31 protein-coding genes are annotated in these 26,002 nt (G+C 34.9%); 9 read left to right on the top strand and 22 right to left on the bottom strand.

Annotated features, from left to right (window positions below):
- Positions 1-97: 97 nt before the first annotated feature.
- Positions 98-685: a YhcN/YlaJ family sporulation lipoprotein gene (locus tag TX86_RS12205; RefSeq protein ID WP_042349072.1), complete on the top strand. Its 588-nt coding sequence runs from the start codon at positions 98-100 to the stop codon at positions 683-685.
- Positions 686-710: 25 nt separating this feature from the next.
- Here TX86_RS12205 and TX86_RS12210 read toward each other — a convergent pair whose 3' ends face one another.
- Positions 711-1,166 carry a pyridoxamine 5'-phosphate oxidase family protein gene (locus TX86_RS12210; protein WP_042349073.1) on the bottom strand — a complete coding sequence of 152 codons (456 nt, stop codon included), beginning with the start codon at positions 1,164-1,166 and terminating at the stop codon, positions 711-713.
- A gap of 185 nt (positions 1,167-1,351) precedes the next feature.
- Between TX86_RS12210 and TX86_RS12215 the strand changes: the two genes are divergently transcribed.
- A complete protein-coding gene (locus TX86_RS12215; RefSeq protein ID WP_042349074.1) occupies positions 1,352-1,552 on the top strand; it encodes a YlaI family protein in 201 nt (66 codons plus the stop codon).
- Between the two features lie 133 nt (positions 1,553-1,685).
- Here TX86_RS12215 and TX86_RS12220 read toward each other — a convergent pair whose 3' ends face one another.
- The 3 genes from TX86_RS12220 to typA form a co-directional block, all read right to left on the bottom strand.
- Positions 1,686-1,970: a hypothetical protein gene (locus tag TX86_RS12220; protein WP_042349075.1), complete on the bottom strand. Its 285-nt coding sequence runs from the start codon at positions 1,968-1,970 to the stop codon at positions 1,686-1,688.
- Between the two features lie 77 nt (positions 1,971-2,047).
- Positions 2,048-2,356 carry a YlaH-like family protein gene (locus TX86_RS12225; protein WP_042349076.1) on the bottom strand — a complete coding sequence of 103 codons (309 nt, stop codon included), beginning with the start codon at positions 2,354-2,356 and terminating at the stop codon, positions 2,048-2,050.
- Positions 2,357-2,563: 207 nt separating this feature from the next.
- Positions 2,564-4,405: a translational GTPase TypA gene (gene typA, locus TX86_RS12230; protein ID WP_042349077.1), complete on the bottom strand. Its 1,842-nt coding sequence runs from the start codon at positions 4,403-4,405 to the stop codon at positions 2,564-2,566.
- A gap of 105 nt (positions 4,406-4,510) precedes the next feature.
- On the opposite strand from typA, the gene TX86_RS12235 reads away from it, so the two are divergent.
- Positions 4,511-4,693: a DUF5325 family protein gene (locus TX86_RS12235; protein WP_042349078.1), complete on the top strand. Its 183-nt coding sequence runs from the start codon at positions 4,511-4,513 to the stop codon at positions 4,691-4,693.
- An 82-nt stretch (positions 4,694-4,775) separates the two neighbouring features.
- Here the strand turns inward: TX86_RS12235 and TX86_RS12240 are convergent, their stop codons facing one another.
- Both TX86_RS12240 and TX86_RS12245 read right to left on the bottom strand, forming a co-directional pair.
- On the bottom strand, positions 4,776-5,579 hold the full coding sequence (locus TX86_RS12240) for an inositol monophosphatase family protein (protein ID WP_042349079.1): 804 nt from the start codon (positions 5,577-5,579) through the stop codon (positions 4,776-4,778).
- A 246-nt stretch (positions 5,580-5,825) separates the two neighbouring features.
- The gene (locus TX86_RS12245; protein ID WP_042349080.1) at positions 5,826-6,026 is read right to left on the bottom strand and encodes a YkzI domain-containing protein; all 201 of its coding nucleotides are present in this window, start codon (positions 6,024-6,026) and stop codon (positions 5,826-5,828) included.
- A 171-nt stretch (positions 6,027-6,197) separates the two neighbouring features.
- On the opposite strand from TX86_RS12245, the gene TX86_RS12250 reads away from it, so the two are divergent.
- Together TX86_RS12250 and ynzI are read left to right on the top strand one after the other, a co-directional pair.
- The gene (locus TX86_RS12250; RefSeq protein ID WP_042349081.1) at positions 6,198-6,818 is read left to right on the top strand and encodes a YktB family protein; all 621 of its coding nucleotides are present in this window, start codon (positions 6,198-6,200) and stop codon (positions 6,816-6,818) included.
- Between the two features lie 201 nt (positions 6,819-7,019).
- Entirely contained in the window at positions 7,020-7,178 is a 159-nt protein-coding gene (ynzI, locus tag TX86_RS27905; protein WP_500676231.1) for a small membrane protein YnzI, read from the top strand.
- A gap of 92 nt (positions 7,179-7,270) precedes the next feature.
- On the opposite strand, the gene TX86_RS12255 is transcribed toward ynzI, so the two are convergent.
- From TX86_RS12255 to TX86_RS12265, 4 genes are all read right to left on the bottom strand, one after another.
- The gene (locus TX86_RS12255; RefSeq protein ID WP_042349082.1) at positions 7,271-7,540 is read right to left on the bottom strand and encodes a UPF0223 family protein; all 270 of its coding nucleotides are present in this window, start codon (positions 7,538-7,540) and stop codon (positions 7,271-7,273) included.
- A gap of 26 nt (positions 7,541-7,566) precedes the next feature.
- A complete protein-coding gene (locus TX86_RS12260; RefSeq protein WP_042349083.1) occupies positions 7,567-8,526 on the bottom strand; it encodes an NAD(P)H-dependent flavin oxidoreductase in 960 nt (319 codons plus the stop codon).
- Between the two features lie 320 nt (positions 8,527-8,846).
- Positions 8,847-8,951, bottom strand: coding sequence for a GapA-binding peptide SR1P (locus tag TX86_RS26300; RefSeq protein WP_081707644.1), 105 nt, complete (start codon positions 8,949-8,951; stop codon positions 8,847-8,849).
- A gap of 201 nt (positions 8,952-9,152) precedes the next feature.
- A complete protein-coding gene (locus TX86_RS12265; protein WP_042349084.1) occupies positions 9,153-9,452 on the bottom strand; it encodes a DUF3055 domain-containing protein in 300 nt (99 codons plus the stop codon).
- Positions 9,453-9,613: 161 nt separating this feature from the next.
- Between TX86_RS12265 and TX86_RS12270 the strand changes: the two genes are divergently transcribed.
- The gene (locus TX86_RS12270) at positions 9,614-10,051 is read left to right on the top strand and encodes a DUF1885 family protein (RefSeq protein WP_042349085.1); all 438 of its coding nucleotides are present in this window, start codon (positions 9,614-9,616) and stop codon (positions 10,049-10,051) included.
- Positions 10,052-10,376: 325 nt separating this feature from the next.
- Here TX86_RS12270 and TX86_RS12275 read toward each other — a convergent pair whose 3' ends face one another.
- The 5 genes from TX86_RS12275 to pdhA form a co-directional block, all read right to left on the bottom strand.
- Positions 10,377-10,625: a hypothetical protein gene (locus tag TX86_RS12275; RefSeq protein ID WP_042349086.1), complete on the bottom strand. Its 249-nt coding sequence runs from the start codon at positions 10,623-10,625 to the stop codon at positions 10,377-10,379.
- Positions 10,626-10,864: 239 nt separating this feature from the next.
- Positions 10,865-12,274 carry a dihydrolipoyl dehydrogenase gene (gene lpdA / locus TX86_RS12280; protein ID WP_042349087.1) on the bottom strand — a complete coding sequence of 470 codons (1,410 nt, stop codon included), beginning with the start codon at positions 12,272-12,274 and terminating at the stop codon, positions 10,865-10,867.
- 4 nt (positions 12,275-12,278) lie between these two features.
- Positions 12,279-13,571: a dihydrolipoamide acetyltransferase family protein gene (locus TX86_RS12285; protein ID WP_042349088.1), complete on the bottom strand. Its 1,293-nt coding sequence runs from the start codon at positions 13,569-13,571 to the stop codon at positions 12,279-12,281.
- Positions 13,572-13,684: 113 nt separating this feature from the next.
- Positions 13,685-14,662, bottom strand: a complete 978-nt coding sequence (locus TX86_RS12290) for an alpha-ketoacid dehydrogenase subunit beta (RefSeq protein ID WP_042349089.1) — start codon at positions 14,660-14,662, stop codon at positions 13,685-13,687.
- A gap of 3 nt (positions 14,663-14,665) precedes the next feature.
- Positions 14,666-15,781 (bottom strand): pyruvate dehydrogenase (acetyl-transferring) E1 component subunit alpha, encoded by a 1,116-nt coding sequence (gene pdhA / locus TX86_RS12295; RefSeq protein WP_042349090.1) that lies wholly within the window; start codon positions 15,779-15,781, stop codon positions 14,666-14,668.
- 704 nt (positions 15,782-16,485) lie between these two features.
- Between pdhA and def the strand changes: the two genes are divergently transcribed.
- Positions 16,486-17,040 carry a peptide deformylase gene (gene def / locus TX86_RS12300; protein ID WP_042349091.1) on the top strand — a complete coding sequence of 185 codons (555 nt, stop codon included), beginning with the start codon at positions 16,486-16,488 and terminating at the stop codon, positions 17,038-17,040.
- Positions 17,041-17,099: 59 nt separating this feature from the next.
- Here the strand turns inward: def and TX86_RS12305 are convergent, their stop codons facing one another.
- Entirely contained in the window at positions 17,100-17,873 is a 774-nt protein-coding gene (locus tag TX86_RS12305) for a Cof-type HAD-IIB family hydrolase (RefSeq protein WP_042349092.1), read from the bottom strand.
- Positions 17,874-18,703: 830 nt separating this feature from the next.
- On the opposite strand from TX86_RS12305, the gene TX86_RS12310 reads away from it, so the two are divergent.
- Positions 18,704-18,913: an RNA polymerase epsilon subunit gene (locus TX86_RS12310; protein ID WP_042349093.1), complete on the top strand. Its 210-nt coding sequence runs from the start codon at positions 18,704-18,706 to the stop codon at positions 18,911-18,913.
- 3 nt (positions 18,914-18,916) lie between these two features.
- A complete protein-coding gene (rnjA, locus tag TX86_RS12315) occupies positions 18,917-20,602 on the top strand; it encodes a ribonuclease J1 (RefSeq protein WP_042349094.1) in 1,686 nt (561 codons plus the stop codon).
- 170 nt (positions 20,603-20,772) lie between these two features.
- Here rnjA and TX86_RS12320 read toward each other — a convergent pair whose 3' ends face one another.
- From TX86_RS12320 to ccpC, 6 genes are all read right to left on the bottom strand, one after another.
- Positions 20,773-21,438, bottom strand: a complete 666-nt coding sequence (locus tag TX86_RS12320) for a potassium channel family protein (RefSeq protein WP_042349095.1) — start codon at positions 21,436-21,438, stop codon at positions 20,773-20,775.
- A gap of 138 nt (positions 21,439-21,576) precedes the next feature.
- Positions 21,577-22,032, bottom strand: a complete 456-nt coding sequence (locus tag TX86_RS12325) for a redoxin domain-containing protein (protein ID WP_042349096.1) — start codon at positions 22,030-22,032, stop codon at positions 21,577-21,579.
- 98 nt (positions 22,033-22,130) lie between these two features.
- The gene (locus TX86_RS12330; RefSeq protein ID WP_042349097.1) at positions 22,131-22,673 is read right to left on the bottom strand and encodes a peroxiredoxin; all 543 of its coding nucleotides are present in this window, start codon (positions 22,671-22,673) and stop codon (positions 22,131-22,133) included.
- Between the two features lie 359 nt (positions 22,674-23,032).
- Entirely contained in the window at positions 23,033-24,163 is a 1,131-nt protein-coding gene (locus TX86_RS12335; protein ID WP_042349098.1) for an N-acetyldiaminopimelate deacetylase, read from the bottom strand.
- Between the two features lie 92 nt (positions 24,164-24,255).
- The gene (gene dapD, locus TX86_RS12340; RefSeq protein WP_042349099.1) at positions 24,256-24,966 is read right to left on the bottom strand and encodes a 2,3,4,5-tetrahydropyridine-2,6-dicarboxylate N-acetyltransferase; all 711 of its coding nucleotides are present in this window, start codon (positions 24,964-24,966) and stop codon (positions 24,256-24,258) included.
- A gap of 101 nt (positions 24,967-25,067) precedes the next feature.
- Positions 25,068-25,949: a transcriptional regulator CcpC gene (gene ccpC / locus TX86_RS12345; RefSeq protein ID WP_042349100.1), complete on the bottom strand. Its 882-nt coding sequence runs from the start codon at positions 25,947-25,949 to the stop codon at positions 25,068-25,070.
- Positions 25,950-26,002: the final 53 nt, after the last annotated feature.

The following is a 26,002-nucleotide window of genomic DNA, read 5'->3' on the forward strand; positions in this document are numbered from 1 at the left end:
GTCTTGCTAAAAATATATGTCCAAGAGAATAAAGTTAGAAGAGCTACACCAAAATAAGAAAAGTAAGTCATACAAACTTAAAAGTGAGGGTGCCAACATGATTAAATTAAGACTTATGTTTCTAACACTGCTGTTAATTGCTGGCGGATGTCAAATGAACGATAGAAATGATGATAATAACAATCAGCAAATAAATGAGCAGCAAGTTAAAAATAATGTAAATAACGAAATAAATTCAAAAGAAAACCGAGAAATAGCTACTCGTTTAGAAAAAGCAGCTTTAGAAGTACCTCACGTAAGAGCTGCTGATGCTGTTGTTCTTGGCAAATATGTGTTTGTTGCAGTAGATGTTGATGCTAATATTGATCGCTCTCAGGTAGGGTCAATTAAATATTCTGTATCTGAAAGATTGCAACATGATCCATACGGTAAGAAAGCAGTTATTGTAGCTGATCCCGACATCATAGCTCGCTTAAAAGAGGTTGGAGAAGATATTAAAGCTGGCAAGCCTATTTCTGGTATTATGAATGAATTAGCTGATATTGCTGGAAGAATCATACCAGAAGTTCCGGAAGATCACATGCCTCCTGATAACGCGAACACAAACAATCAAATGCCAGCGAAAGATCAAAAAGAATTACAAAAAGAACAACAAGACCAATCCAATCATCAAATGACAAAATAACACCGAAAAAAGCTTAGTCAGATGACTAAGCTTTTTTCATCGCTTCCATTACTTGAATATCTAAAGTATCGGCTGCAGTTTTATCATATGTAAACTCATACTGAGGTTCAGATGTAATTCTCGCTCCATAAAACATAACATCTCGAACTTCACTTATTTGCAATTCAATAAGCGAAAGCTTTAAATTAACACCTTCTAATTGTTCTTGTTTTACTACAGCTTCCCCACTAATCGAATATGTCGATTCATTAGCAATTAATGTAATTACAACATATTTCGATTGACGAATATTCTCTACGATTTTCGAACGACTAGCTACAGTAAATACAATCGTCGATTCATCCTTCGCTACTGTCCATGAAATTGCATTCACATTTGGTATACCTGTTTCATGATCTATTGTCGTTAGTGTCACAAAACGTTGCTTCTGTAATTCATCAAAAAGCGGTTGAATTAATACATTTTCCACTAAATTAGCCATTACATCAAACTCCTTTATTTATAAACAATAATCTAGCACAAAAAGATATTTTCATCAGTACCGATTCTATTGTTGAATATTTCACTTCACATTGTAAGTATATGCTAATAATTTGCTACTTTCAATTATTCCTATTCCCATAAACATGGTATACTAACAATAGAAAACAAGCTAGAGGTGTACTTATGAAAGTTAAATGTGTAATTTGTGACAATATTGAGACCATACCTGACGACTCACCTACTGCCAAAAAATTACGTAATCGTCCTATACATACATTTATGTGTCAGTCATGTTACGGAAGAATCGAAGAAAGAACAAACGATCGTTTAAACACAGGGAATTTCATTTTTCGCAAACCTCTTAACAAAGAAAAAGAATGGTAAAAGCCAAATGAATGAAAAGTTCTCTACTTTTTCATAGAAATAGCACTGAAATATTCAGTGCTATTTCTTTTTATTTTCGTTCTACTTAAATAACTGGTGATACACTAAAGCTCTCACCAGTTATAACATCCATTTATTCATAATTTTTATAGCGTGCTGGATTTTCATTAATACTCATTAAAATACATTCTATTAATTCTACTGGAAATCGGTTTGTATGGCTGATTCCGCTCTTTTCATAAGTCACATAATACATATCCTCATCTTTTGTAATTTCTAATGACGATACGTTATGATCATCTTCAAGAATCTTTAGAAACATTGCTACCGTTTCATTAGCCGCCTTATCTTCCGGACGAGCATCACTCACAACTTTAATCGACAACCAATTGTATAAAGCATCCTGCAATGACTTCATCAAAAGGCTCCTCCTTTATGAAATTTTTTAGAGATAGATTTTGTTGTAGATTCTTGAAGGTCTTTTCAATTGAAATATTAGTGGTTTTTTGCTTTTCTATGTAAATGTAAGCGAAATCTATATATACCAAGGAACAAAGCTGTAATGAGAAGCACTTCTGCCATCGGAAGAAAGACTGCAAAAAAAGTAAGTAACGTGCAACCAAAGATAAGACAAGCATAAATGATTATATTTTGAAGGAGTGTTAGCTTTTTAGCAAAACCTAAATGATAAACTAATGCACATAATACTAGTATAGTAATGTAGAGATACCACATACCCGTTTCAGGATTTTTATCTACTTCGAACAAAGATGCAAAAAACGTTAGACGCTCGGTAATATCCATCGCTCTTCTCCCCCTATATTGTTCTTAAATAGCATATGAACAAATTATTTTACTAAATATTTAAAAAATTCAGTCTAAAAAAAATAAACACATCATATTTGGAGCATAAGCCGCTCCTTTCGAAAGTTCCGAGGAATCTTTTTAAAGAGCTAACTTATGTCTTCATATGTTTTTTCTATAAATCAATAATAGAAAAGTTATTATTAATTAAGCTTCTGCGAATTTTTTCTTTTTAGCCACTCTTTCACGCTCACCTTTATCAAGAATCTTTTTACGTAAACGAATGCTTTCAGGAGTTACTTCACAGTACTCATCATCATTTAAGTATTCTAATGATTCTTCAAGTGACATGATACGAGCTTTCTTCATTGTTGTTGTTTGGTCTTTGTTAGCAGAACGCATGTTAGTCATTTGTTTTGCTTTTACTATGTTAACAGTAAGATCGTTTTCGCGGTTATGTTCCCCAACAATCATACCTTCATAAACTTCAGCACCTGGCTCAACAAAGATTACACCACGGTCTTCAACACCCATAATACCATATTGAGTTGCTTTACCGTTTTCCATTGATACAAGTACGCCCTGGCGACGTCCACCAACTTGACCAGTAGCCATTGGTTGGTAGCTATCAAATGTATGATTTAAGATACCAAATCCACGAGTTAACGTTAAGAATTCTGTAGAATATCCGATTAATCCACGAGCTGGAACTAAGAATTGTAAACGAACTTGTCCATTACCATTGTTAATCATGTCTTGCATTTCGCCTTTACGAGCTCCAAGTGATTCCATGATTGCACCAGTGTGCTCTTCTGGAACATCGATTTGAACGCGCTCTACAGGCTCACAACGTACGCCATCAATCGTACGAACAATTACTTCTGGTTTCGAAACTTGTAGTTCGAAGCCTTCACGTCTCATGTTCTCAATTAAGATTGATAAATGAAGCTCACCACGGCCTGAGATAATCCATGCATCAGGAGAATCAGTTGGGTCAACACGAAGACTTACGTCAGTTTGTAATTGTAATTGAAGACGCTCTTCAATCTTACGAGCCGTTACCCATTTACCTTCACGTCCAGCGAATGGTGAATTATTTACTAAGAATGTCATTTGAAGAGTTGGCTCATCAATACGAAGTACAGGAAGCGCTTCTTGATGATCAGCAGGACATACTGTTTCACCAACGTTGATGTCTTCCATACCAGATACGGCAACTAAGTCTCCTGCATATGCTTCGTTGATTTCAACACGTTTTAAACCTGAGAAACCAAAGATTTTTGTAACACGGAATTGCTTAACTGTGCCATCAAGCTTCATTAATGCAACTTGTTGACCAACTTGCATTGTTCCACGGAACACACGTCCAATTCCGATTCGTCCTACATAGTCATTGTAATCAAGTAAGGCGATTTGGAATTGAAGCGGTTCAGAACTATTATCAACAGGTGCAGGAATATTCTCAACGATTGATTCGAATAAAGATTCCATGTTCTCTTCTTGATCAGCCGGATTTGGACTTAGTGAAGACGTTCCATTAATACCAGATGCATAAACAACTGGGAATTCAAGTTGATCTTCGGAAGCGTCAAGTTCGATGAATAAGTCAATAACTTCATCAACTACTTCTTCAGGTCTTGCAGCGTCACGGTCAATTTTGTTAACTACAACGATTGGTGTAATTTTTTGCTCTAACGCTTTTTTTAGTACGAAACGAGTTTGTGGCATACATCCTTCATAAGCATCTACTACTAGTACTACACCATCAACCATTTTCATAATACGTTCTACTTCTCCACCAAAGTCAGCGTGACCTGGTGTATCTAGAATGTTAATTTTCGTATCTTTATATTGAACAGCTGTATTCTTAGCTAAGATTGTAATTCCACGTTCTCTTTCGATATCGTTAGAATCCATCGCTCTTTCTTCAACATGCTCATTATCACGGAAAGTTCCAGATTGTTTTAATAATTGGTCAACCAACGTTGTTTTACCGTGGTCAACGTGGGCTATAATTGCTATATTACGTATATCGTTACGAAGTTCCAAGCATTTTCACTCCTAAATTTTTAGATTAACTGTCATATTATATCACACTCATAGTGGAAAAAAGCAAATAATTTCTGTACAATGTTGTAATAAGAGGTGAAAATAATGAAATATAAACTACTTTTCTTATTACTTGCCCTCTTAGCCACTAGCAGTATGGCAGGGGTCGGGATTAGTATTGCGTATCGAAGCATTATAGGTATTATTCTTTCCATACTAGCAGTAATTATAGTCATGGGGATGGGCTTTTCAACAAAAGCCAAACTGCGTACAGCAGGGAAAATATAGTCAAGAAAGTTCCAGCACCTCAGCTCCGTATGGATTGGCGCTGAGGTACTGAACTAGACAATCCGAAAACCGTAATTCTCAATTAAGAATTACGGTTTTTCTTAAGAATCCCTAATATTTCTTCCGATAAACCTGGTCTAGCTACAATAAAAGAGGTGGACTTCGGAAAAGTAATTGGTCTCCCCTCTAAATCACACGCTTGCGCTCCTACCTCTTCAATCAAGATTAACCCTCCTGCAATGTCCCATGGTGCCAATCGCATCGATAAGTATGCGTCCATTCTTCCAGTCACTACACTTACAATTCCAAGAGCTGCTGAGCCAATAGAACGAGTCCCTCGTACAGTTTCCACTAACTGAATCGCATTTTCAGTTTGGACAAGAGAATTAGGAACAAGCCATGAAGCATTGATAGATATCATACTTTCTTGCAGATTAACATGTTGTAGTGGATTAATACGTTGTTCATTCAAAAAGGCTCCTTGACCTTTAATAGCATGGTAAAGTTCATCCTGCACAACATCATAAATCATACCAAGTTTCCCAATACCATCTTCAAAAATCCCTATTGAAATTGCAAAATTACGCTTTTGATGGATAAAATTCAACGTACCATCAATTGGATCAATAATCCAAACAATTCCTTGTCGATCTGTAATATGGTGACCCGCTCCCTCTTCTCCCAGAATTTGATGAGAGGGATACTCTTCTTTAATTTTTTGAAGAAAAAACGCTTCTACTTCTTTATCTATGTTTGTTACTAAATCTGTCCGATCAGACTTCACTTGTATATGTAGTTTAGATTGAAAAGAAGTCATGATTTTCTCGCCAGCTTCTTTCATCCATTGTTTTGCATTCGCTTCTATTTCAGTCCAAATTGAGTTCATTTATAACACCTCCCCTAAGACCTTCCCGTACACATATATTTATTATATGAAATCGCAGGAAAAATACATACTTTTAGAACTTAAATTATTAACAAAATAGATAAAAACAGAGTAATTTGTTAAGCCTAAGACAAATCTCCGAAAATATCTGATTTACATTTGTATGAATTAATTTAAAGCTAATAAAAAAACGAGCTCTCAACTTACATGAGCCCGTATTTATAATTAGTAAGTTCTACATTCAATCTATTGAAACTCACCTAGTTTGATTAATTCTTTACGGATTTTTTCTAATTTTTGTAAGCATTCTTTTTTTACATCATCATCATTGTTTCTAATAGCATCGTGAAGTGTCGCTAATTCATAATCTAACTCCATACGTAATATCCCAATACGGCGATTTTCGATTTGCTTTGTTTTTATCACAGAATTCATAACTCGTTTCATATACGTACACCCCTTTCGACTAATTAAGAAACGTATATTTTTACTAGTTTATGTGAGCATTCTTGTTATGCAACCAAAAATAGGTAAACACCTATGAAAACGACACATCAGTTTAGTTCCGCTAAAAGCTGTGATAAAATATAGTCTATTACGTTATTAAGGAGGTCCATTATGACATTTCAAGGCTTTACTGCTGCTGACTTTAATGTTTTTAAAATAGATGGTTTAGAACCACGAATGGAAGCTCTACAAGAGCGCATTCGCCCAAAACTTACATATTTAGGTGAGCACTTCTCACAAGAGTTATCTATTCTTGTAGGTGATGAAATGTTCGCTCATGTTGCCAAGCATGCTAGAAGAACAATTAACCCACCAAATGATACATGGGTTGCCTTCGCAGCCAATAAAAGAGGTTATAAAATGTTACCCCACTTCCAAATAGGCTTATGGGAAACACATCTCTTCATTTGGTATGCCGTAATCTATGAAGCTCCTTCAAAGGCTATAATTGGCGAGAGATTACAAGAAAACATTTCCGAAATTCGAGAAATGATACCTAATAACTTTGTTTGGGCTGTTGATCATATGAAACCGATTAGCACACCGCATCAAGACCTTTCAGAACAAGATTTACACAAAATGTTTGAAAGACTTCAAACCGTCAAAAAAGCTGAATTGCTTTGTGGAATCGAAATCCCTCGCGAAGATGCTGTTAAAATGACGGGCAAAGAACTTTTACAAACGATTCACGATGTCTTTACTAAATTAATACCCTTGTACAAATTAGATTAAACCTATGTCCAAAGGGTAAACTTATCGTGCAACCGTTTGTATTTCACCCTTTACATAACAGAAAAGCAATGTGATTTCCTTACTAAATCACATTGCCTTTTGTTTATAATATACTGTTATAAAAAACAAAAAAATGAACCTTACGTTGAATTTTCTTAGAAATAATTGTAAAATTTACACAAAATATGTTGAGGTAATTATATGAAAATAGATGATAAGAAGAAGAAACACATTCAACTAAAATATAAACAAAAAACCCGTCAAAAAAGAGCGATCCATACACTTAAAAAAGAAATCCTTATCACTTCAATCATTATCGTCATACTTATTGTATTAAATTTTTACATAAAGGGTTTTTAAAAAAACAACGTAAAAAATCTTTACGACAATAAAAAATACAGAGTTGTCATAATTTCATATTAGAAAGAAATGACAACTCTGTATTGAATTTTTTACAGCTTAATTTTAGCGCCTGCCTCCGCTTTTTTAGCCGCTTGTACAGCACGATACGTTGAATATCCACTAACTTCTTCAAACTCTTTATCGATTTTCTTCTCGCCAGCAATACTCGGGACAATCTCTTTAAATCGACGATACTTTGTCATAAAGTCATCTCGATTTAAGCCGTTTTCATAAACGTGTTCCACCGCTTCAAAAAAAGCAATGACATCTACTATTTCTTCAGTTGACCAATCAATATCAATTGGATATTGGTATTCCATCATAAATCACTCTTTCTGTTTTTTAACTATTGTTGCCACTTTCTTCTTATCTCTTCTGCTTCTGAAATCATTGATGATAATAATGTTTCCACGGACGGGATATCCTTTATCATTCCTAATACCTGTCCAGCCCATGCATATCCATTATCAACTTCGCCTTTGTGTATGTACTTCATATTTGTTTGACCACTTATAAAATCTTTTAAACCTTCATATCCTATATTTTCTTTCTCTAAGTGAAGTATTCGATCTGTCCATGTATTAGCAAGCGCACGCGCTGGAGCTCCAAGCGACCGTTTAATAATCACTGTATCTGTTTCAGATCCTTCTACTAAAGCTCGCTTATAGCTTTCATGAGCATGTACACACTCTTTCGTAGCAATGAAGCGTGTTCCCATTTCTACACCTTCAGCTCCTAAGCTTAACGCAGCCATTAAGCCTCTAGCATCTCCAATTCCACCTGAAGCTATAACAGGAATCGAAACAACATCTACAACTTGTGGAACCAACACCATTGTACCGACATCATCTCTACCTAGATGTCCTCCACCTTCCTGTCCAACGACCATAACAGCATCTGCACCCAGCTCTTCCGCTTTCACAGCCTGTCGTTTCGCAGCAACAAGTACTAACTTCTTAACATTAGTACCTTCTAACAAATCGATAACCGCCTTTGGATTGCCACCTGTAATAGTAGCTACTTGCATATCCTCTTCCAACGCTGCTTCTACAAAACTTTCAAATCTTTTATTATGTTGACCAATAGCAAAATTAACCCCGAATGGTTGATCTGTTAATTTTTTGACTTTCCTCATTTCTTCTTTCAAAGCCTCAGGGCTTTCTAAACTCATAGCTGTTACTTGACCAAGTCCACCAGCATTTGAAACAGCCGATGCTAGTTCTGAATAAGCTAAATGAGCTAGTCCACCTTGAATAATTGGATATTTAATGCCCAGTAATTGAGTTACTCTCGTTTCCCATTTCATTAAAAAACCCCCATTATTAATTCGTATAGATTGAATATTGCTTTGGAAGTAATAGTATCATAGAATCAAATTTAGAAAAATTAAATTTCATCTATTCAACAATATCATAAGAGCACATTGATACTCGAAGGAATATGAAAATCAATAATTATTCACTACCATTTTACTATATTTTTATAAAAGTGCTATACCGTTCAATAAATATAAGCAGAAAAAAGGATGAGTTAGCTTAACACTTAACTCATCCTTTTTTCTTTGTATTATAAAATTCCGCATCCCCATAAATCTGTGAAAAATAAGTATGTTTCTATTTATCTAGTTTATTTATTCTTGCAGCAATCACATTTAGAATACAGAACACTTACTTTTTCATCTTCAAAAGATTCAATTGTGTTTTCGCATGATTGACAAATAATAGTTCCCATATCTTAAACCCCTTTATTTGAATGTAACCGCTTAACTTTCTTAAATATATAATAATATAACACATTTGAAAAATCAAGCCTAAATTGTATGTAACATTACAAAAACCAGAATTTAATATATCTCATATCATAAAAACAAGCGTAATGGTATATACCATTACGCTTGTTTTACATCTTATTTATTTATAAAACACGAAGAAGTTATTCATATTCTGCTTGAAAAGGTACCTCAGGTATCTGCTCTCTAAAGAACTCCGCTAAATCCATCGCCTGTTCTTTAGTAGATATTTTAAATACGGATTGCAAATGATCTAGATCCTCCAAATCTTTTTGCTCTAGGAGGGTTGAACGACTCGTCTGCATGCATATGACTAAAGGCTTCCCAAAGAACATGTTTGTATAAACAATACCAAAATCATAGCGAGTATCATTAGTAGTGAATCCAATAAAACGTACTTTTGCATTCTCATACTCATCATAAAGCTTATCGAATAGTTCCATTTCTCTTCCTCCTTTTCAAGGATATAGGAATAATAATAACATCTTTTTACATTTTATGTAAAGTGTTTTTTCTGATTTTTACACTTTTTTCAAATATTTACAAATGTTATTATATACATAACGATAAAAGCTTATTTCAAAAGAAGAGAGGAAGGTTATCTATGTCCACGAACGTGAACGCCTATATTAAACTAACTCCCGCTTCTACCCAACAAACTATAACAATTGATGAAGTGAAGAATCTATTGTTGTATTACAAAGAAATCACCACAAAAACAGGAGAACAAGTTGATTGGAACTACAGTGATTTTGCTTTTCCATACCAGATTAAAGAAACACCTGAAGGAAATAATCGATGGTTCTATCTATCTTCTAATAACGAGCGATATAACATCATTATGATAGGTATAGATCAAGAATCAATAAAAGAGGCAGATACCAACCGAATACAAACATATATTCAAGTAACATTACCTGAAGTATCAACATTTGGAGATAAAGCAAAAGCGAATGAATTTTGTAAATTCCTTTCAAAGAAGCTAAAAGGCGAATTGCATTTATTTAATAAAAGAATTATCTATCACTACCCTAGAAAGTAAGAACAAACGTCACTTATCCTTTTTTGCTGAACTCGTCTCTTTCAATGAAAAAAGAGCCATGCAGGGGCTATTTCACTCGAAAACTCATCCTTGTTTTCAAAACATATTACCAACGACTTCAGCATGAGCAAGCGTAAAGTTGGACATTACCAAAATCAGATACTTATTAAGCAGCTTATAATTAAGAGGCATCCTGAAAGTGATTTCCACTTACTTTCAGGATGCCTCTTTACGCGTTTTAAATGCTTCATACATATTTTTGCTACTTAAATGTGCGATATTAACCAACGCCTTTTAAGCCACCTTATTTTACCTTTACATACATTTATATAAAAGTAACAAATTGTTGTAATAAAAAGTGAATCATACCGTACGTCAATAGACTAAGAAAAGTAATGAAACTTGTTTTTACTTTGGAATGTAAAACAACTTGACTTATATAAATCGCCACTTGTAAAAAAATTAAAAACATAAACGCTTTATAAATGATTCGATCATGACCAGAAAGCCATTCAGCTAATGTAAAGCCACTCCACACCATCCATTGTATAAGAAACACGGCATAGCCCTTCACATTCTCATCTCCGCCCTTTACAACATCAATTATTCGTTTCCCTGCTATATATAGATTGTCCTAAAATAAATTATATGCTAAAACGAAATGATTATAACTTGTACAAACATGACTTATTAAACTTCAGATATTGTATTCTGATCATGTTTTGATACATAAAAAAGAGCCCCATACAGTCATTAACCATACGAGGCTCTTTTCTATTTCTAATAACGAATGTTCAACTCGTTATTAATATATTATTTTACAATGTGGATTGGGTTTCCTAAAGCAACTTCAGCAGCTTCCATTGTGATTTCACCTAATGTTGGGTGAGCGTGAATTGTCATAGCGATATCTTCAGCAGTCATACCAGCTTCGATAGCTAAACCTAATTCAGAAATCATATCAGAAGCACCTGGTCCTGCGATTTGAGCACCAATTACTAAGCCATCTTCTTTTCTAGTAATAATCTTCATGAATCCTTCTGCTTCATTTAATGAAAGAGCACGACCATTTGCTGCGAATGGGAATTTAGCAGCAATAAAATCAAGACCTTCATCTTTAGCTTGTTTTTCTGAGTAACCAACTGAAGCTAATTCTGGTTCTGAGAAGACTACAGCTGGAATACCTAAATAGTCAATTTCAGATGCATGTCCAGCAATAACTTCTGCTGCAATTTTACCTTCATAAGAAGCTTTATGAGCAAGTTGAGGACCAGATACGATGTCTCCAATTGCAAAGATATTACCTACACTTGTTCTACACTGTTTATCAGTTTCAATTAATCCACGATCAGTTAGCTTAACTCCGATTTCCTCTAAACCAATTTCACGTGTGTTTGGTTTTCTACCAACCGTAACTAATACATAATCTGCTTCAATCTTTTCTTCTTTACCATTAGCTTCATACGTAACAATTACTTTATCTTCTAATTCTTCTACACCTTTAGCTAAAGCATTCGTTACAATTGTAGCGCCTTTTTTAGTTAAGTTGCGTTTTACAAGTGTTGTCATTTGCTTCTCAAAACCTGGGATAATTTCAGGACCACCCTCAAGAATTGTGATTTCAGTACCAAAGTTAGCATACGCTCCACCTAACTCTGTACCAATAACTCCACCACCAATTACAACAATTGATTTTGGTAGTTCCGCTAAATTCAACGCACCTGTTGAATCAATTACACGTTTACTATATTTGAAACCTGGAATTTCAATAGGTGTTGAACCTGTAGCAATGATTACATTTTTAAACTTATATGTTTGTGCTGAATTTTCATCCATTACACGTACAGTGTTCTCGTCAACGAAATATGCTTCACCATAAACTGTATCAATTTTATTTCCTTTTAATAATGAAGCTACTCCACCAGTTAATTTCTTAACAACAGAGTTTTTGAATTCTTGTACTTTTGAAAAATCAACTTTTACATTTTCAGCTGTAATACCCATATCAACTGAATTTTTCGCATGATCATAACGGTGACCTGCTGAAATTAATGCTTTCGATGGAATACAACCAACATTTAGACATACGCCACCAACCGTACCTTTTTCTACTACTGTTACTTTTTGTCCTAATTGAGCTGCACGAATTGCTGCTACATAGCCACCAGGGCCTGCTCCAACGACAAGAGTATCTGTTTCAATTGGGAAATCTCCTACTACCATCTTTTTACGCCTCCATTAATAGTAATTCTGGATCGTTCAATAAACGTTTAATGTGGTTTAAAGCATTTTGAGCTGTTGCTCCATCAATAATGCGGTGATCGAAGCTTAGTGAAAGTGCTAATACTGGAGCAGCAACGATTTCACCATCGCGTACAATCGCTTTTTCCGCAATTCTACCAATTCCAAGAATTGCGACTTCAGGATGATTAATAACAGGAGTAAACCATTGTCCACCCGCGCTACCAATGTTCGTAATTGTGCAAGAAGCACCCTTCATTTCATTTGGAGCTAATTTACCTTCACGGGCTTTACCAGCCAACTCATTAATTTCATTTGAAATAGAAAATACAGATTTACGATCAGCATTTTTCACAACAGGTACTAACAAGCCTTTTTCAGTATCAGCTGCAATACCAATGTTATAGTAATGTTTGTGAACGATTTCACTGCTTGCATCATCTACAGAAGTATTTAGAATTGGATATTCACGTAACGCACTCGTTAATGCTTTAACTACATAAGGTAAGAACGTTAATTTGATACCTTTTTCCGCTGCAACGTCTTTGAATTTTTTACGATGCGCTACTAATTTAGTAACGTCGATTTCATCCATTAATGTAACATGCGGAGCTGTACTTTTAGAGTTTACCATAGCTTTAGCGATAGCCTTACGGATGGCGCTCATTTTTTCGCGAGTTTCTGGGAACTCACCTTCAAGCACAACTGGTGCAACAGGTTGCTTAACTTTCTCTTCTTGTGTTTCAACAACATTTTCTTCTACTTGAGTAGCCGTTTCTGTTGTTTTAGCTTCTTCTTTAGCTCCACCATTTAAGAACGCTTCTACATCTTGTTTCATTACACGTCCATTATCCCCCGTACCTGTAACAAGTGCAATATTTACACCTTTTTCGCGAGCGAATTTTCTAACAGAAGGCATAGCGATAACACGTTTATTAGAAGATGCTTGTACAGCCTCCTCTTTCACTTCTTCCACTACTGCTTCTGCTTGAGGAGCCTCTTCCTCATGATCGTCCCCTTTAAATGAAAGATCTTCATATCCAGGTGCATCAAAAGTTACTAGTACATCACCAACAACCGCAACCGTTCCTTCAGCTACTAATACTTCTTCAACCGTTCCAGCAACTGGCGAAGGAATCTCTACTACCGCTTTATCATTTTGTACTTCACAAAGCACATCATCTTCTTCTACTTTATCGCCTGGTTTAATGAACCACTTAACGATTTCACCTTCATGAATACCTTCACCAATATCAGGTAATTTAAATTTAAAAGACATCCAAATCGTCCTCCTATTAATCAGTTGAACCTTCATCAATAGTGAGAAGGTTCAACTGCATATACTATTATCTATTTACTGTTCTATAACTTAACAATTTAAAGAGCTTCTAATTAGAAGCTTAATACTTTATTAGCTGTTTCTAGAATATCCTTGTGGTTTGGCAACCAAACTGTTTCTGCTTGAGAGAATGGGAAAATCGTATCTGCTGCTGTTACACGTAAAACAGGAGCTTCTAAGCTTAAAATAGCGCGATCATTGATTTCAGCTACTACATTAGCTGCAATACCTGCTGATTTTTGAGCTTCTTGTACAACTACTGCACGTCCAGTTTTTTCAACTGAGCCAATAATTGTTTCGATATCTAGCGGGCTAACAGTACGAAGGTCAATCACCTCTGCTGATTTGCCTGCTTTTTCTAATTCTTCAGCCGCTTTTAAACATTCATGTACCATTGCACCGTACGCAATAAGTGTTACGTCAGTACCTTCACGTTTTACATCAGCTTTACCTAGTGGAATTGTGTATTCACCTTCAGGTACCTCTTGACGGAAAGAACGGTATAATTTCATATGCTCTAAGAAAATAACTGGGTCATTATCACGGATTGATGAAATTAATAAACCTTTAGCATCATAAGGAGTTGAAGGAATAACAACTTTTACACCTGGTTGTTGTGCCATTAAGCCTTCTAAGCTATCCGCGTGCATTTCTGGTGTGTGAACACCACCCCCGAATGGAGAACGAATTGTTACAGGAGAATGATATCTTCCACCTGAACGGAAACGCATACGAGCCATTTGACCACTAATACTATCAATTACTTCATATACAAATCCAAAGAATTGGATTTCAGGAACCGGACGAAAGCCTTGTAGACCTAAACCGATTGCTAAACCTCCAATACCTGATTCTGCAAGTGGAGTATCAAATACACGGTCTTCACCGAACTCAGCTTGTAAGCCTTCTGTCGCACGGAATACACCACCGTTTTTACCCACATCCTCACCGAATACAAGGATTTTTTCATCATTTTTCATTTCAACGCGTAATGCATCTGTAATTGCTTGAATCATTGTCATTTGAGCCATTGTTTACTTCGACTCCTTTTCTTTATAGATTTCGTACTGTTCTTTTAAGTTTGAAGGCATTTCTTCATACATTATTTCCATTAAGTCTGTCACTTTTTGTTTTGGAGTTGCATCAGCTTGTTTGATCGCTTCTTTAATTTCTTCTTTCGCTCTTTCAATCACTGCTTCTTCATCAGCTTCAGTCCATAGACCTTTCGCTTCAAGATATTTACGGAAACGAACTAATGGATCTTTCTTTTCCCATTCACTATCTGTTTCACTAGTACGGTAGCGAGTTGGATCATCACCAGCCATTGTATGTGGACCATAACGGTAAGTTAATGTTTCGATTAATGTTGGACCTTCACCTTTAACTGCACGCTCACGAGCTTCACGAACTGCTGCGTATACAGCTAATACGTCCATTCCGTCTACTTGTACCCCCGGAATACCTGCAGCCGCTGCTTTCTGAGCAATCGTTCTTGCTGCAGATTGTTTTTCTACTGGAGTAGAAATTGCATAGCGGTTATTTTGTACTACGAAAATTGCCGGAGCCTTGTATGCACCTGCGAAGTTAATACCTTCATAGAAATCCCCTTGTGAAGATCCGCCATCACCTGTATATGTAATAGCGACAGATTCTGCTCCATTCTTCTTCATCCCAAGTGCTACACCCGTACATTGAATGTATTGAGCACCGATGATAATTTGTGGTGAAATTACATTTACACCTTCCGGAATTCGGTTTCCTACATAATGTCCACGAGAGAATAGGAATGCTTGATATAACGGTAAGCCGTGCCAAACAATTTGAGGAACATCACGATAACCCGGTAAGATAAAGTCTTCCTTTTCTAATGCAAATTGAGAACCGAGTTGTGAAGCTTCTTGTCCAGCAGTTGGAGCATAGAATCCTAAACGACCTTGGCGGTTTAATGAGATTGAACGTTGATCTAATACTCGTGTATAAACCATTCTTGTCATTAACTCTTTTAATTGCTCATCTGTAAGATCTGGCATTAAATCTGCGTTAACAACTTCCCCCTCTTCGTTCAAAATTTGAATCGTTTTAAATTCTGCTTCTATCGCGTCGAATTGTTTATTCACATCAACTAAAGTCTTTGCTTTTTTCGCAGCCATTCTGCCACCAATCCTTTCTTCTATTTAAAAGGTAATTATTATTTATATATCCTATTTTCAAACCAAGAAAACACATATTCTTCTTAAAGTTAAGTCAATGTTAAGTAATACCAACTTCCTAAACTTTAAACATTTTTTGGTTATTTATTGATTACATTTTATACTGTATCAGTGAAAAACACAATAACAATGTAACAATACTGTTTTCTTGTTCAAAGTGTACATCACAACCTATAACCTCGTCAATACATTATATTCTCTTTTATTTTTTATTTTTTCTAGGTCAATCATTTTATTTATTAAATATAATTTACCGGCTCTGTTATATAATATTAAATGCATCTGTACTATAAAAAATATTTTTTTTGTGAAAACACACCTCAAACCTTTGAAAATGCTTACATTCCTTTCTTTCATTAACACACAACTGTAATAATCGAAAAATATGTGAACATTTGATCAATAACCTCTATCTATTATTCCGATATAGTTTTTATTACATAAGAATTTTTTTACATTTTAATAATTATTCATGAGTATTTTTTACAACAATTAAAAGAAGACAGAAGCATATACTAGTTTCAACCCAATTTTATTTCTTTCAATCAGGTTTGATTTACATCATTAAAAAGTTAGGGTAATATTTGATTGATACACACAGATTATTATTGAGTTTTTACATAAAGGTAGAGGTGGGACAAAAAGTGATTACAATGAAAGATATAGTATTAGAGGGACATCCTGTTTTACGAGAAGTAGCTAAAGAAGTTATATTACCTGCTAGCGAAGAAGATGTGGCCATCGCAAAAAAAATGCTTGAATATCTTATTAATAGTCAAGACCCAGAGATTTCAGCTCAATACGGCTTACGTCCTGGTATTGGGTTAGCAGCACCACAAATTAATGTTTCAAAAAGAATTATTGCTGTACATTTAACTGATGATAAAGGTACTTTGTATAGCTACGGATTATTTAACCCTAAAATTATTAGCCACTCTGTAGAGAAAGCCTATTTATCAAGTGGAGAAGGTTGTTTATCTGTTGATCGTCCTGTTCCGGGATACGTTCCACGATATTCAAGAATTACAGTTACAGGAACAACAATAGAAGGTGAAAATATAAAACTTCGCTTAAAAGGTCTTCCTGCTATTTGTTTTCAACATGAAATTGACCATATAAATGGAATTATGTTTTATGACCATATCAATAATGAAGATCCATTAGCACCAATTCCTGGAGCTATTGAAATTACAAAATAAAAAGAAGCGTGCTGAAATTATTCAGCACGCTTCTTTTTTTCAATAATGTAGAAACCTTTTTATTCAATCAAACCTAATTTTACTAAAGCATTATAAATACCATCATCATCTACAGAGGTAGTTAATAAATCTGCATGTGGTTTTAATTCTTCTTCCGCATTCCCCATTACTATCCCCGTTCCTACGGTTTGAATCATTTCAATATCATTCAAACCATCTCCAAACGCATATACATTTTTCATTTCAAAACCAGCTCGTTCGATAAAATGCTGAATACCTACAGCCTTAGAACCGCCTCCTGGAACAACATCCATACAAACTGGATGCCAACGAATAAAGCGAACATCTTGATTGTTTTCAAGATAGTACTTCTCATCTTCTTCAGAACAATATAGTAATGTTTGATAAATATCATTTTCTTTAAAATAATGCTCATCAAATTCTGGATGAGGTAATGTAAATGTCGCAAATGAAATCTCGACATTTTTTGAATACTCAACTGTTCCTTTCATCGTTTGCTCGTCCATGTAAACTAAAGGAACTTCTCTCTCTTTTGCTTGCTCAGATAATCTATGTAATGCTTCTTTGTTAATTGGGTTGCTATAGATAAGTTCATTCTCAAATACGACATATTGTCCATTAAAACTTACATAAGAAGAAATATCGAGCTCTTCTCGTAGCTTTTCAAACATAAACGGTGAGCGTCCTGTAGCAATTGCCACATAAACACCGTTATCTTGAAGTTGTTTAATTGCTTTCTTTGTAGATTCTGGTAAATTCTTATCAAAATCCAATAAAGTTCCATCTATATCAAAGAATACGATTTTCTTCATACTAATCCCTACATTTCTTTTGAATTATCAATTCCTTTTATTAAATAACTTGCCTAAAACAAAGTCAAGGTAATATTGTTATTATTTTCACAATCATTTATACAAAAATACAAGTATTATTAATACAATTCATTGCACATAAACTGTCTAAAAAATTTTTTATTATCTCATGAAAATTATATACATATATTCAAACAAAACATTAAAAATTAAAAGAAAAAATCAAATATAGTACGAACCTATATTTACTTTATATTTCTATCGTTTAGAATAAAAGTAAGGGAGTGATCTCCTATGCTTAAAAAGCTGCGGAAAAAACTGCTAAAACGTTGGAAAGAATTACTTAGAAAGAAAACAATCGCATAAGTTTTTTTATTAGTAGCCCTTCTACACCCGCGAAGGGCTTGTTCTTTCATGTAAAGTTTTCTAAAATACTTTATGACAACAATTTTTATGAAAAGATGCTGATTGGAAATTGTTTTGTGTCCTCCAGTCGGTTATGATTGAATTTACATATATTCTTTTTTTCTCTAATACAAAAAGAACAACAACTTCTTTTTTATATATTTACTAACAATACATACATCTATGTAAAAAAAGAACCTATTAGAAAATTGTTTTGTGTTCCCTAGTCAGGTATGATGAGGTTTAAATAAAAATGTCATAAGTAGTTCACTGTGTACGGTTAGCAAGTAGATACGTTTTAAACACTATTTTTGTACACGAAATTAATGAGTGATTATATTAGCATCATGTTGTAATACATGAAAATAATGCTGTTTTTATATATAATGAAGTAAGCAAACAAAGTATTAAGGAGCGATTTTATTATGATTTACAAAGTTTACTATCAAGAAAATGCGGCTGAGGTGCCAGTACGCGAAAAAACCAAAACCATCTATGTGAAAGCGGCGTCTGTACGTGACGTACGTAATAAATTAAAAAGTCAACCATATAACATTGAATTCGTAACCCTTGTAGAAGAAGCTTATTTAGAATACGAGGAACTACATGAAGATTTTAAAGTATTGGAGCTATAACATATGAAATTTGTAAAAAATGACCAAACTGCCGTTTTCGCACTAGGCGGTCTTGGGGAAATTGGTAAAAATACGTACGCAGTTCAATTTCAAGATGAAATTATTCTAATCGATGCCGGAATTAAATTCCCTGAAGATGAATTACTCGGCATCGATTATGTAATTCCTGATTATTCCTACTTAGTGAAAAACGAAGATAAAATTAAAGGATTATTCGTAACACATGGACACGAAGATCACATTGGCGGAATCCCTTATCTTTTAAAACAAATTAACATCCCAGTTTACGGTGGTAAATTAGCACTAGGATTAATCAAAAATAAACTTGAAGAACACGGATTATTACGACAAACAAAACTAATTGAAATTCAAGAAGATGATGTAATTAAATTCAGAAAAACGTCCGTTACGTTTTTCAGAACAACACATAGTATTCCGGATTCTTACGGTATTGTCGTAAAAACACCACCTGGACAAATTGTCCACACTGGTGACTTCAAATTCGATTTCACACCTGTAGGTGAACCGGCAAACTTAACAAAGATGGCTGAAATCGGAAAAGAAGGCGTTCTTTGTTTACTATCTGACAGTACAAACAGTGAAGTTCCTCATTTCACAATGAGTGAAAGACGTGTAGGCGAAAGTATTCATGATATCTTCCGAAAAGTTGAAGGTCGCGTAATTTTCGCAACGTTCGCATCAAATATTCACCGTTTACAGCAAGTTGTTGAAGCTGCAGTTGAAAACGGTCGAAAAATCGCTGTTTTCGGAAGAAGTATGGAAGCTGCAATCGAAATCGGTCAAGAGTTAGGTTATATTCATTGTCCAAAGGATACTTTTGTTGAGCCTCAACAAATTAACCGTCTTCCAGCTAATAGAGTAACGATTCTTTGTACAGGAAGCCAAGGAGAACCAATGGCGGCTCTATCAAGAATCGCTAATGGTACACATCGTCAAATTCAAATCATTCCTGGAGATACGGTTGTTTTCTCTTCATCACCAATTCCAGGTAATACAATTAGCGTTTCACGTACAATTAATATGCTTTTCAAAGCAGGCGCAGATGTTATTCACGGCGCTGTAAGTGATATTCATACATCAGGTCACGGTGGTCAAGAAGAGCAAAAGCTAATGATACGCCTAATGAGACCAAAATTCTTTATGCCAATCCATGGAGAATTCCGTATGCAAAAACTACATGCACAACATGCAATAGATTGTGGCGTACCTGAGTCTAATTGCTTCTTAATGGATAATGGTGAAGTTTTAGCATTAAGCAATAATACCGCTCAAGTAGCAGGAAAGATTCAAGCTGGATCTGTTTACATTGACGGTAATGGTGTAGGAGATATTGGAAACATCGTACTTCGCGATCGTCGTATTCTTTCTGAAGAAGGTTTAGTCGTTGTTGTTGTCAGCATCAACATGAAAGAATTCAAAATTTCTGCTGGTCCAGACATTATTTCACGTGGATTCGTATATATGCGTGAATCAGGCGATTTAATCAATGACGCTCAAAGCTTAATCAAAAAGCACTTGAACAAAGTAATGGAAAGAAGAACAAGTCAATGGTCTGAAATTAAAAATGAAATTACAGATACATTAGCTCCATTCCTTTACGAAAAAACAAAACGTCGTCCAATGATTCTTCCAATTATCATGGAAGTGGATAGCAATAAAGGTAATTAAACAAAACCCATTAAAAAGAGGCGTCCAAAAAGTGATTTTCAATCACTTTTTGGACGCCCTTTTATTTTCAATGAATTATTTACACAGGATTGATATAAAACTAAGAAGACACAACAAGGCTGTTCAAACAGCAATTTACTAATTACTTCTTGAACAGCCTTGTTTAACTCTTAACTATGATCGACTACTTTCTTTTCAAAACGTGAAATATCTTGATCAGCACCGATTACAATTAAAATATCGCCTACTTGAATCGTTTCAGTTGCTGATGGAGAAACAATAATCTCACTTCCCCTTTTAAATGCAACAATATTGATCCCATATCTCGCTCGAATATCTAAATCAATTAAGCTCTTTCCATCTATCTTCTTACTTGCCACAATCTCAACAATAGAATGCTCATCAGAGAGCTCTAAATAATCAAGAACATTATTTGATGCTACTTTATGTGCGATTCTTCTACCCATATCTCTTTCAGGATGCACAACATGATCAGCACCTATTTTACTTAAAACTTTCTCATGATAATCATTTGTAGCTTTTACTGTAATATCTCTGACACCTAGCTCTTTAAGCATCAAGGTTGTTAATATGCTAGCTTGTATATTATCACCAATAGCAACAATTACATGGTCGAAATTACGAATACCTAAACTCTTCAATACTGATTCGTCAGTTGTATCTCCTATCACAGCGTGAGAAGCAATTGAAGCAAACTCATTGACACGATCTTCATCATTATCAATAGCTAATACTTCCATTCCTTGCTTTACAAGTTCACGACATATACTTCCGCCAAAGCGGCCTAATCCTATTACTGCAAATTCTTTCTTCACGGTATATTCCTCCATGATAGTAATACTTTAAACATGCTCATATTCTATCACATAGAATGTCTTGAAACCATTATCTATCTTACTAAAATTCCAGTAACGTAATAACAGCTTCCCTTCAAAGAGGAAACTGTTATTACGTTACTCACTTTGAGCAGATTCATCCAAGACACGATTCACACGCTTTTCAAGCATTTTCATTCCACTACCACCCGCTTGAAAATGACGAAGAACACCTGTTTTATCAAACACATAATACGCAGGTACGTATTGATTTTCAAATGATTCATTTAACTTCAAATCACTATCTATGAAAATTGGCTGAGTTATATCATGTTCAGCTGCAACCGCCTTAATTTCATCCAAATCTAAATCCTTTTCAGAACGTGGCATATGTACCGCTATTACGTTTAGACGATCTTTATATTGATCTCTAAATACATTTACGTTAGGCATTGCTTCTTTACATAAATGACAAGAGATTGACCAGAAATGAATCAATGTAGGTTTTTCACCAATAAGTTGTTCCTTCGTTACTTCCCCATTTAACCAAGCAGTTGCTCCTGTTAACTCGGGCATTTCAGCACGTAATTTCATCATTTCCACTCCTTATATAGACTATACTTCAATATGACATATATGAAAAAGAGGTTGTCCAAAGATGGGACTTAGGACAACCTCTTTTATTATAAAAATTAAAGTGTTTTTTGACCTGGTTTCCAGTTTACTGGGCAAAGACCACCAGTTTGAAGAGCTTGAAGCACACGTAGAGTTTCATCTACACTACGTCCAATATTATTGTGGTTAATTACAGAATATTGTAATTCACCTTCTGGATTGATTATGTATAGTCCACGAAGAGCGATACCTTCTTCTTCAATTAATACACCATATTCGCGAGAGATAGTATGATTTGTATCTGCAGCTAATGGATATTTTAATTGACCAAGACCATTATCATTACGATCTGTGTTAATCCAAGCTAAGTGAGTATGAATAGTATCAGTAGAAACACCAATTACTTCAGCATCAAGATCTTGGAATTCATCATAACGATCAGACATAGCAGTAATTTCTGTTGGACATACAAATGTGAAGTCCATTGGATAGAAGAATAAAACAGTCCATTTATCATTTTTCATGTTTTCTTCTAAGCTAACTTTTCCAAATTCTTTATTTGCTAAAACTGCGTCCATTTCAAAGCGTGGCGCTTGTTTACCTACCATACGTTCTGGCATAGATAATCCCTCCAAAAAATAAATTGTTTATATTAATTGAGAAATAGGATAAATAATTCTCAATTAGAAACATATTCCAACAATAATTATACGTATTTAGATAATAAAAGTCAAATAATTATCTGAAATTACTATAAAATAATATCAATTACAAATTTTTTAAAAATTACTGTCGAATCACTCACAACTATGTCCAAATTTAATTCTAGCACTTTTCAGAATCCTAAGAAAACAATACGCATTTCAGCTGAAATTAATATAAAATCTAACTCCCTGTTAACGCAAATAACGTGTAAAAGGCATGCATCTAAAGTGATTAATGTATCAATTTAGATGCATGCCTCAGGGCTATTCGCTCCTTACTGATTTCCCTTCCACTCAATATAAGAAGTTAGCAAATCTATAGCTTTCGGAATGGCATTTTCATTTGGGTTTAACTTAGCATGATGAAGACCATATTCTGAGTCAACACCAAGCCAAAACATGAATCCTGGTATTTCTTTCAACATGTAACCAAAGTCTTCACCTGTCATCGCTTCTTTACACTCAAATACATTGATGTCTGTTTGATCTTTTGCATATTGCATAAATTCCCTCGTTAATTGCTCTTCGTTAAAAACTTGATAATACATTGCTCCATAATCAATGACAGCTTCACATTCAAAGCCCGTTTTAAGCCCCTCTACAAGCGCTTCAATGCGTGATTTGACCTTCTTCATACTCTCTGCTGACAAAGTACGAATTGTGCCCTCTAAGCGGGCATTTTCAGCAATGACATTTTGTACAGTTCCCCCAGTAATTTTTCCTACTGTGATAACAGCAGAATCTAATGGATCAACATTTCTTGCAACGATTGTTTGTAGTTGATTGACTAATTGACAAGCTGCTACAACCATGTCATTCGTATTATGTGGATAAGCTGCATGTCCACCTTTTCCCTTTAAATCAATAAATAATTCCGACGTATTGGCAAATAGTAAACCAGGCTTAATGGCGATTGTACCAACAGGATATTCAGGAGCTATATGAAGAGCAATCATCATGTCCGGCTTCCAACGCTTCATCTGTTCGGATTGTATCATTGGAAGTGCTCCACCCGGTCCTTCCTCTGCAGGCTGAAAAACAAATAGCACATGATCACGAATCGGATGATGTACTAGATGTGTGAGCACGCCTAACCCAATACTCATATGAAAATCATGACCACATGCATGCATATGCCCCTCATGCTCTGAAGCAAAAGTAAGCTCTGTCTCCTCAACAATTGGTAATCCATCAATATCAGCACGATAACCAATTGTTTTAGTAGCATCCAAACCTTTCACTCTAACAAATATACCAGTTTCCCATGTTTCTATTTCTAATCTGTCCGAGGGTAATTGATCTAAATATTGCAATAAAAATGCTTGTGTCTTAAATTCTCGAAACCCTAATTCCGGCATTTTATGTAATGTTCGTCTAATTTCAACGAATTTTGATGATGTACTCAAGTTCAGTTCCTCCTCACTTCATTTTCTTTTAAAAAAAGTGACCATCCATACAGACAATAACGTCTACATGTTGGTCACTCCTTATAGCAAGATTATAGTTGACGTAACTCTTGCATAATTTCAGTTTTTGATTTTGTTTTATCATCGATTTGTTTAATTACACGAGCTGGAGCTCCAACTGCTACAGAGAAAGCTGGAATATCTTGAGTTACAATTGCTCCTGCAGCGATTACAGAACCTTTACCAACTTTAACTCCTTCAAGAACTACCGCGTTCGCACCAATTAAAACATCATCTTCAATAATAACTGGTTGTGCTGATGGTGGCTCGATAACACCTGCAAGAACCGCACCTGCACCAATGTGACATCTTTCTCCTACAGTTGCTCTGCCACCTAAGATTGCATTCATATCAATCATTGTACCTGCACCAATTACAGCACCAATATTAATAGAAGCACCCATCATAATTACAGCGTTATCTCCAATTTCAACTTGGTCACGAATAATTGCACCTGGCTCAATACGTGCTTTAATGTCTTTCAAATCTAACATTGGAATCGCTGAATTTCTACGATCATTTTCAATTACATAGTCTTCAATTTTATCTTTATTAGCAGCAATCGCTTCATTAATTTCTGACCATTCCCCAAAGACTACCCCTGTGTTGCCAGTAATGAAGGCTTTTGCAGTTTCACCAAAGTTAATGTCTTCTAAATCACCTTTAATATACACTTTAACTGGTGTAGATTTTTTTGCATTCCCGATGTACGAAATAATCTCATGTGCGTCTAACATTTTCATTATGATTTCCTCCCTATTACAACTGAAAAATAAACTAATCTATACTTTATCAAACAAGTACCATATAAGACAAGTTAAACCTTACTATTCTGACAATTAATTCAATTATTGGATTGTTTAATATAATCTTGGACTACTTCTACAAATGCTTGTACCTGCTGTAATTGAAATGCTTTTTCATAGCCTAGAAGCCATGTATCACGCTCAAGTTTTACATTTGATTCATCTAATAATGGTATTTTATAAATATTATTTTCATCATTTTGAATTGTAATAGCGGGTAGAATCGCATACCCAATTCCATTTAAAGCCATTTGTTTACATGTTTCGATTTGATCCACAACGATAGTTCGCTTTGGCGTACTTTGATAGTGACGATGCCACCATTCTTGTATTTCTTGATAATAATTCGAATCACTCTTAAATTGAATAAATGGACGATTTGTTTCTAGTACCTGCTCTAACTTATTCATCTCTGTATCAACTAAATATAGTTGATCCTTAAACAAATGATGTCTGACGCCCTTCCAATCAGGTGTTCCTCTAATAATGCCAATATGCACAGTATCATCATGAAGCGCTTTAAGAATTTCACTGCTCCAACCAGTTATTAATGAAATTTGTGCATGTGGATACTTATTTACATAGCTCTTTAATACTTTCGGAAGCCAATTATGCCCTACAATCGTGGCGCAAGCAATCTTTAACGTGCCGTAAACCTTATTATTCATCGCTTGAATTTCTTCACGCACTTTTTCTTCTTTTTCTAACACACTATTAGCAAGCTTTACAACTTCTTCTCCAGCGGGTGTTAACGTTAATCCCTTTTGTGAACGAATAAAAATTTGCGTTTGCCATGCTTTCTCAATAGATTGTAATCGTTGCGATAAGGCAGGCTGTGATACGAATAAGCGCTCCGCTGCTTTACGCATATTCATTTCTTGTGCTAAAACCGACAACAATTGATATTCGGAAAAATTCATCCTATGTACCTCTTCATAACTATTTCTTATATCTCTTCATTACTTTAATGATA

The sequence above is a fragment of the Bacillus massiliigorillae genome (assembly GCF_000380245.2).
GTDB lineage: Bacteria > Bacillota > Bacilli > Bacillales > DSM-1321 > Bacillus_AD > Bacillus_AD massiliigorillae.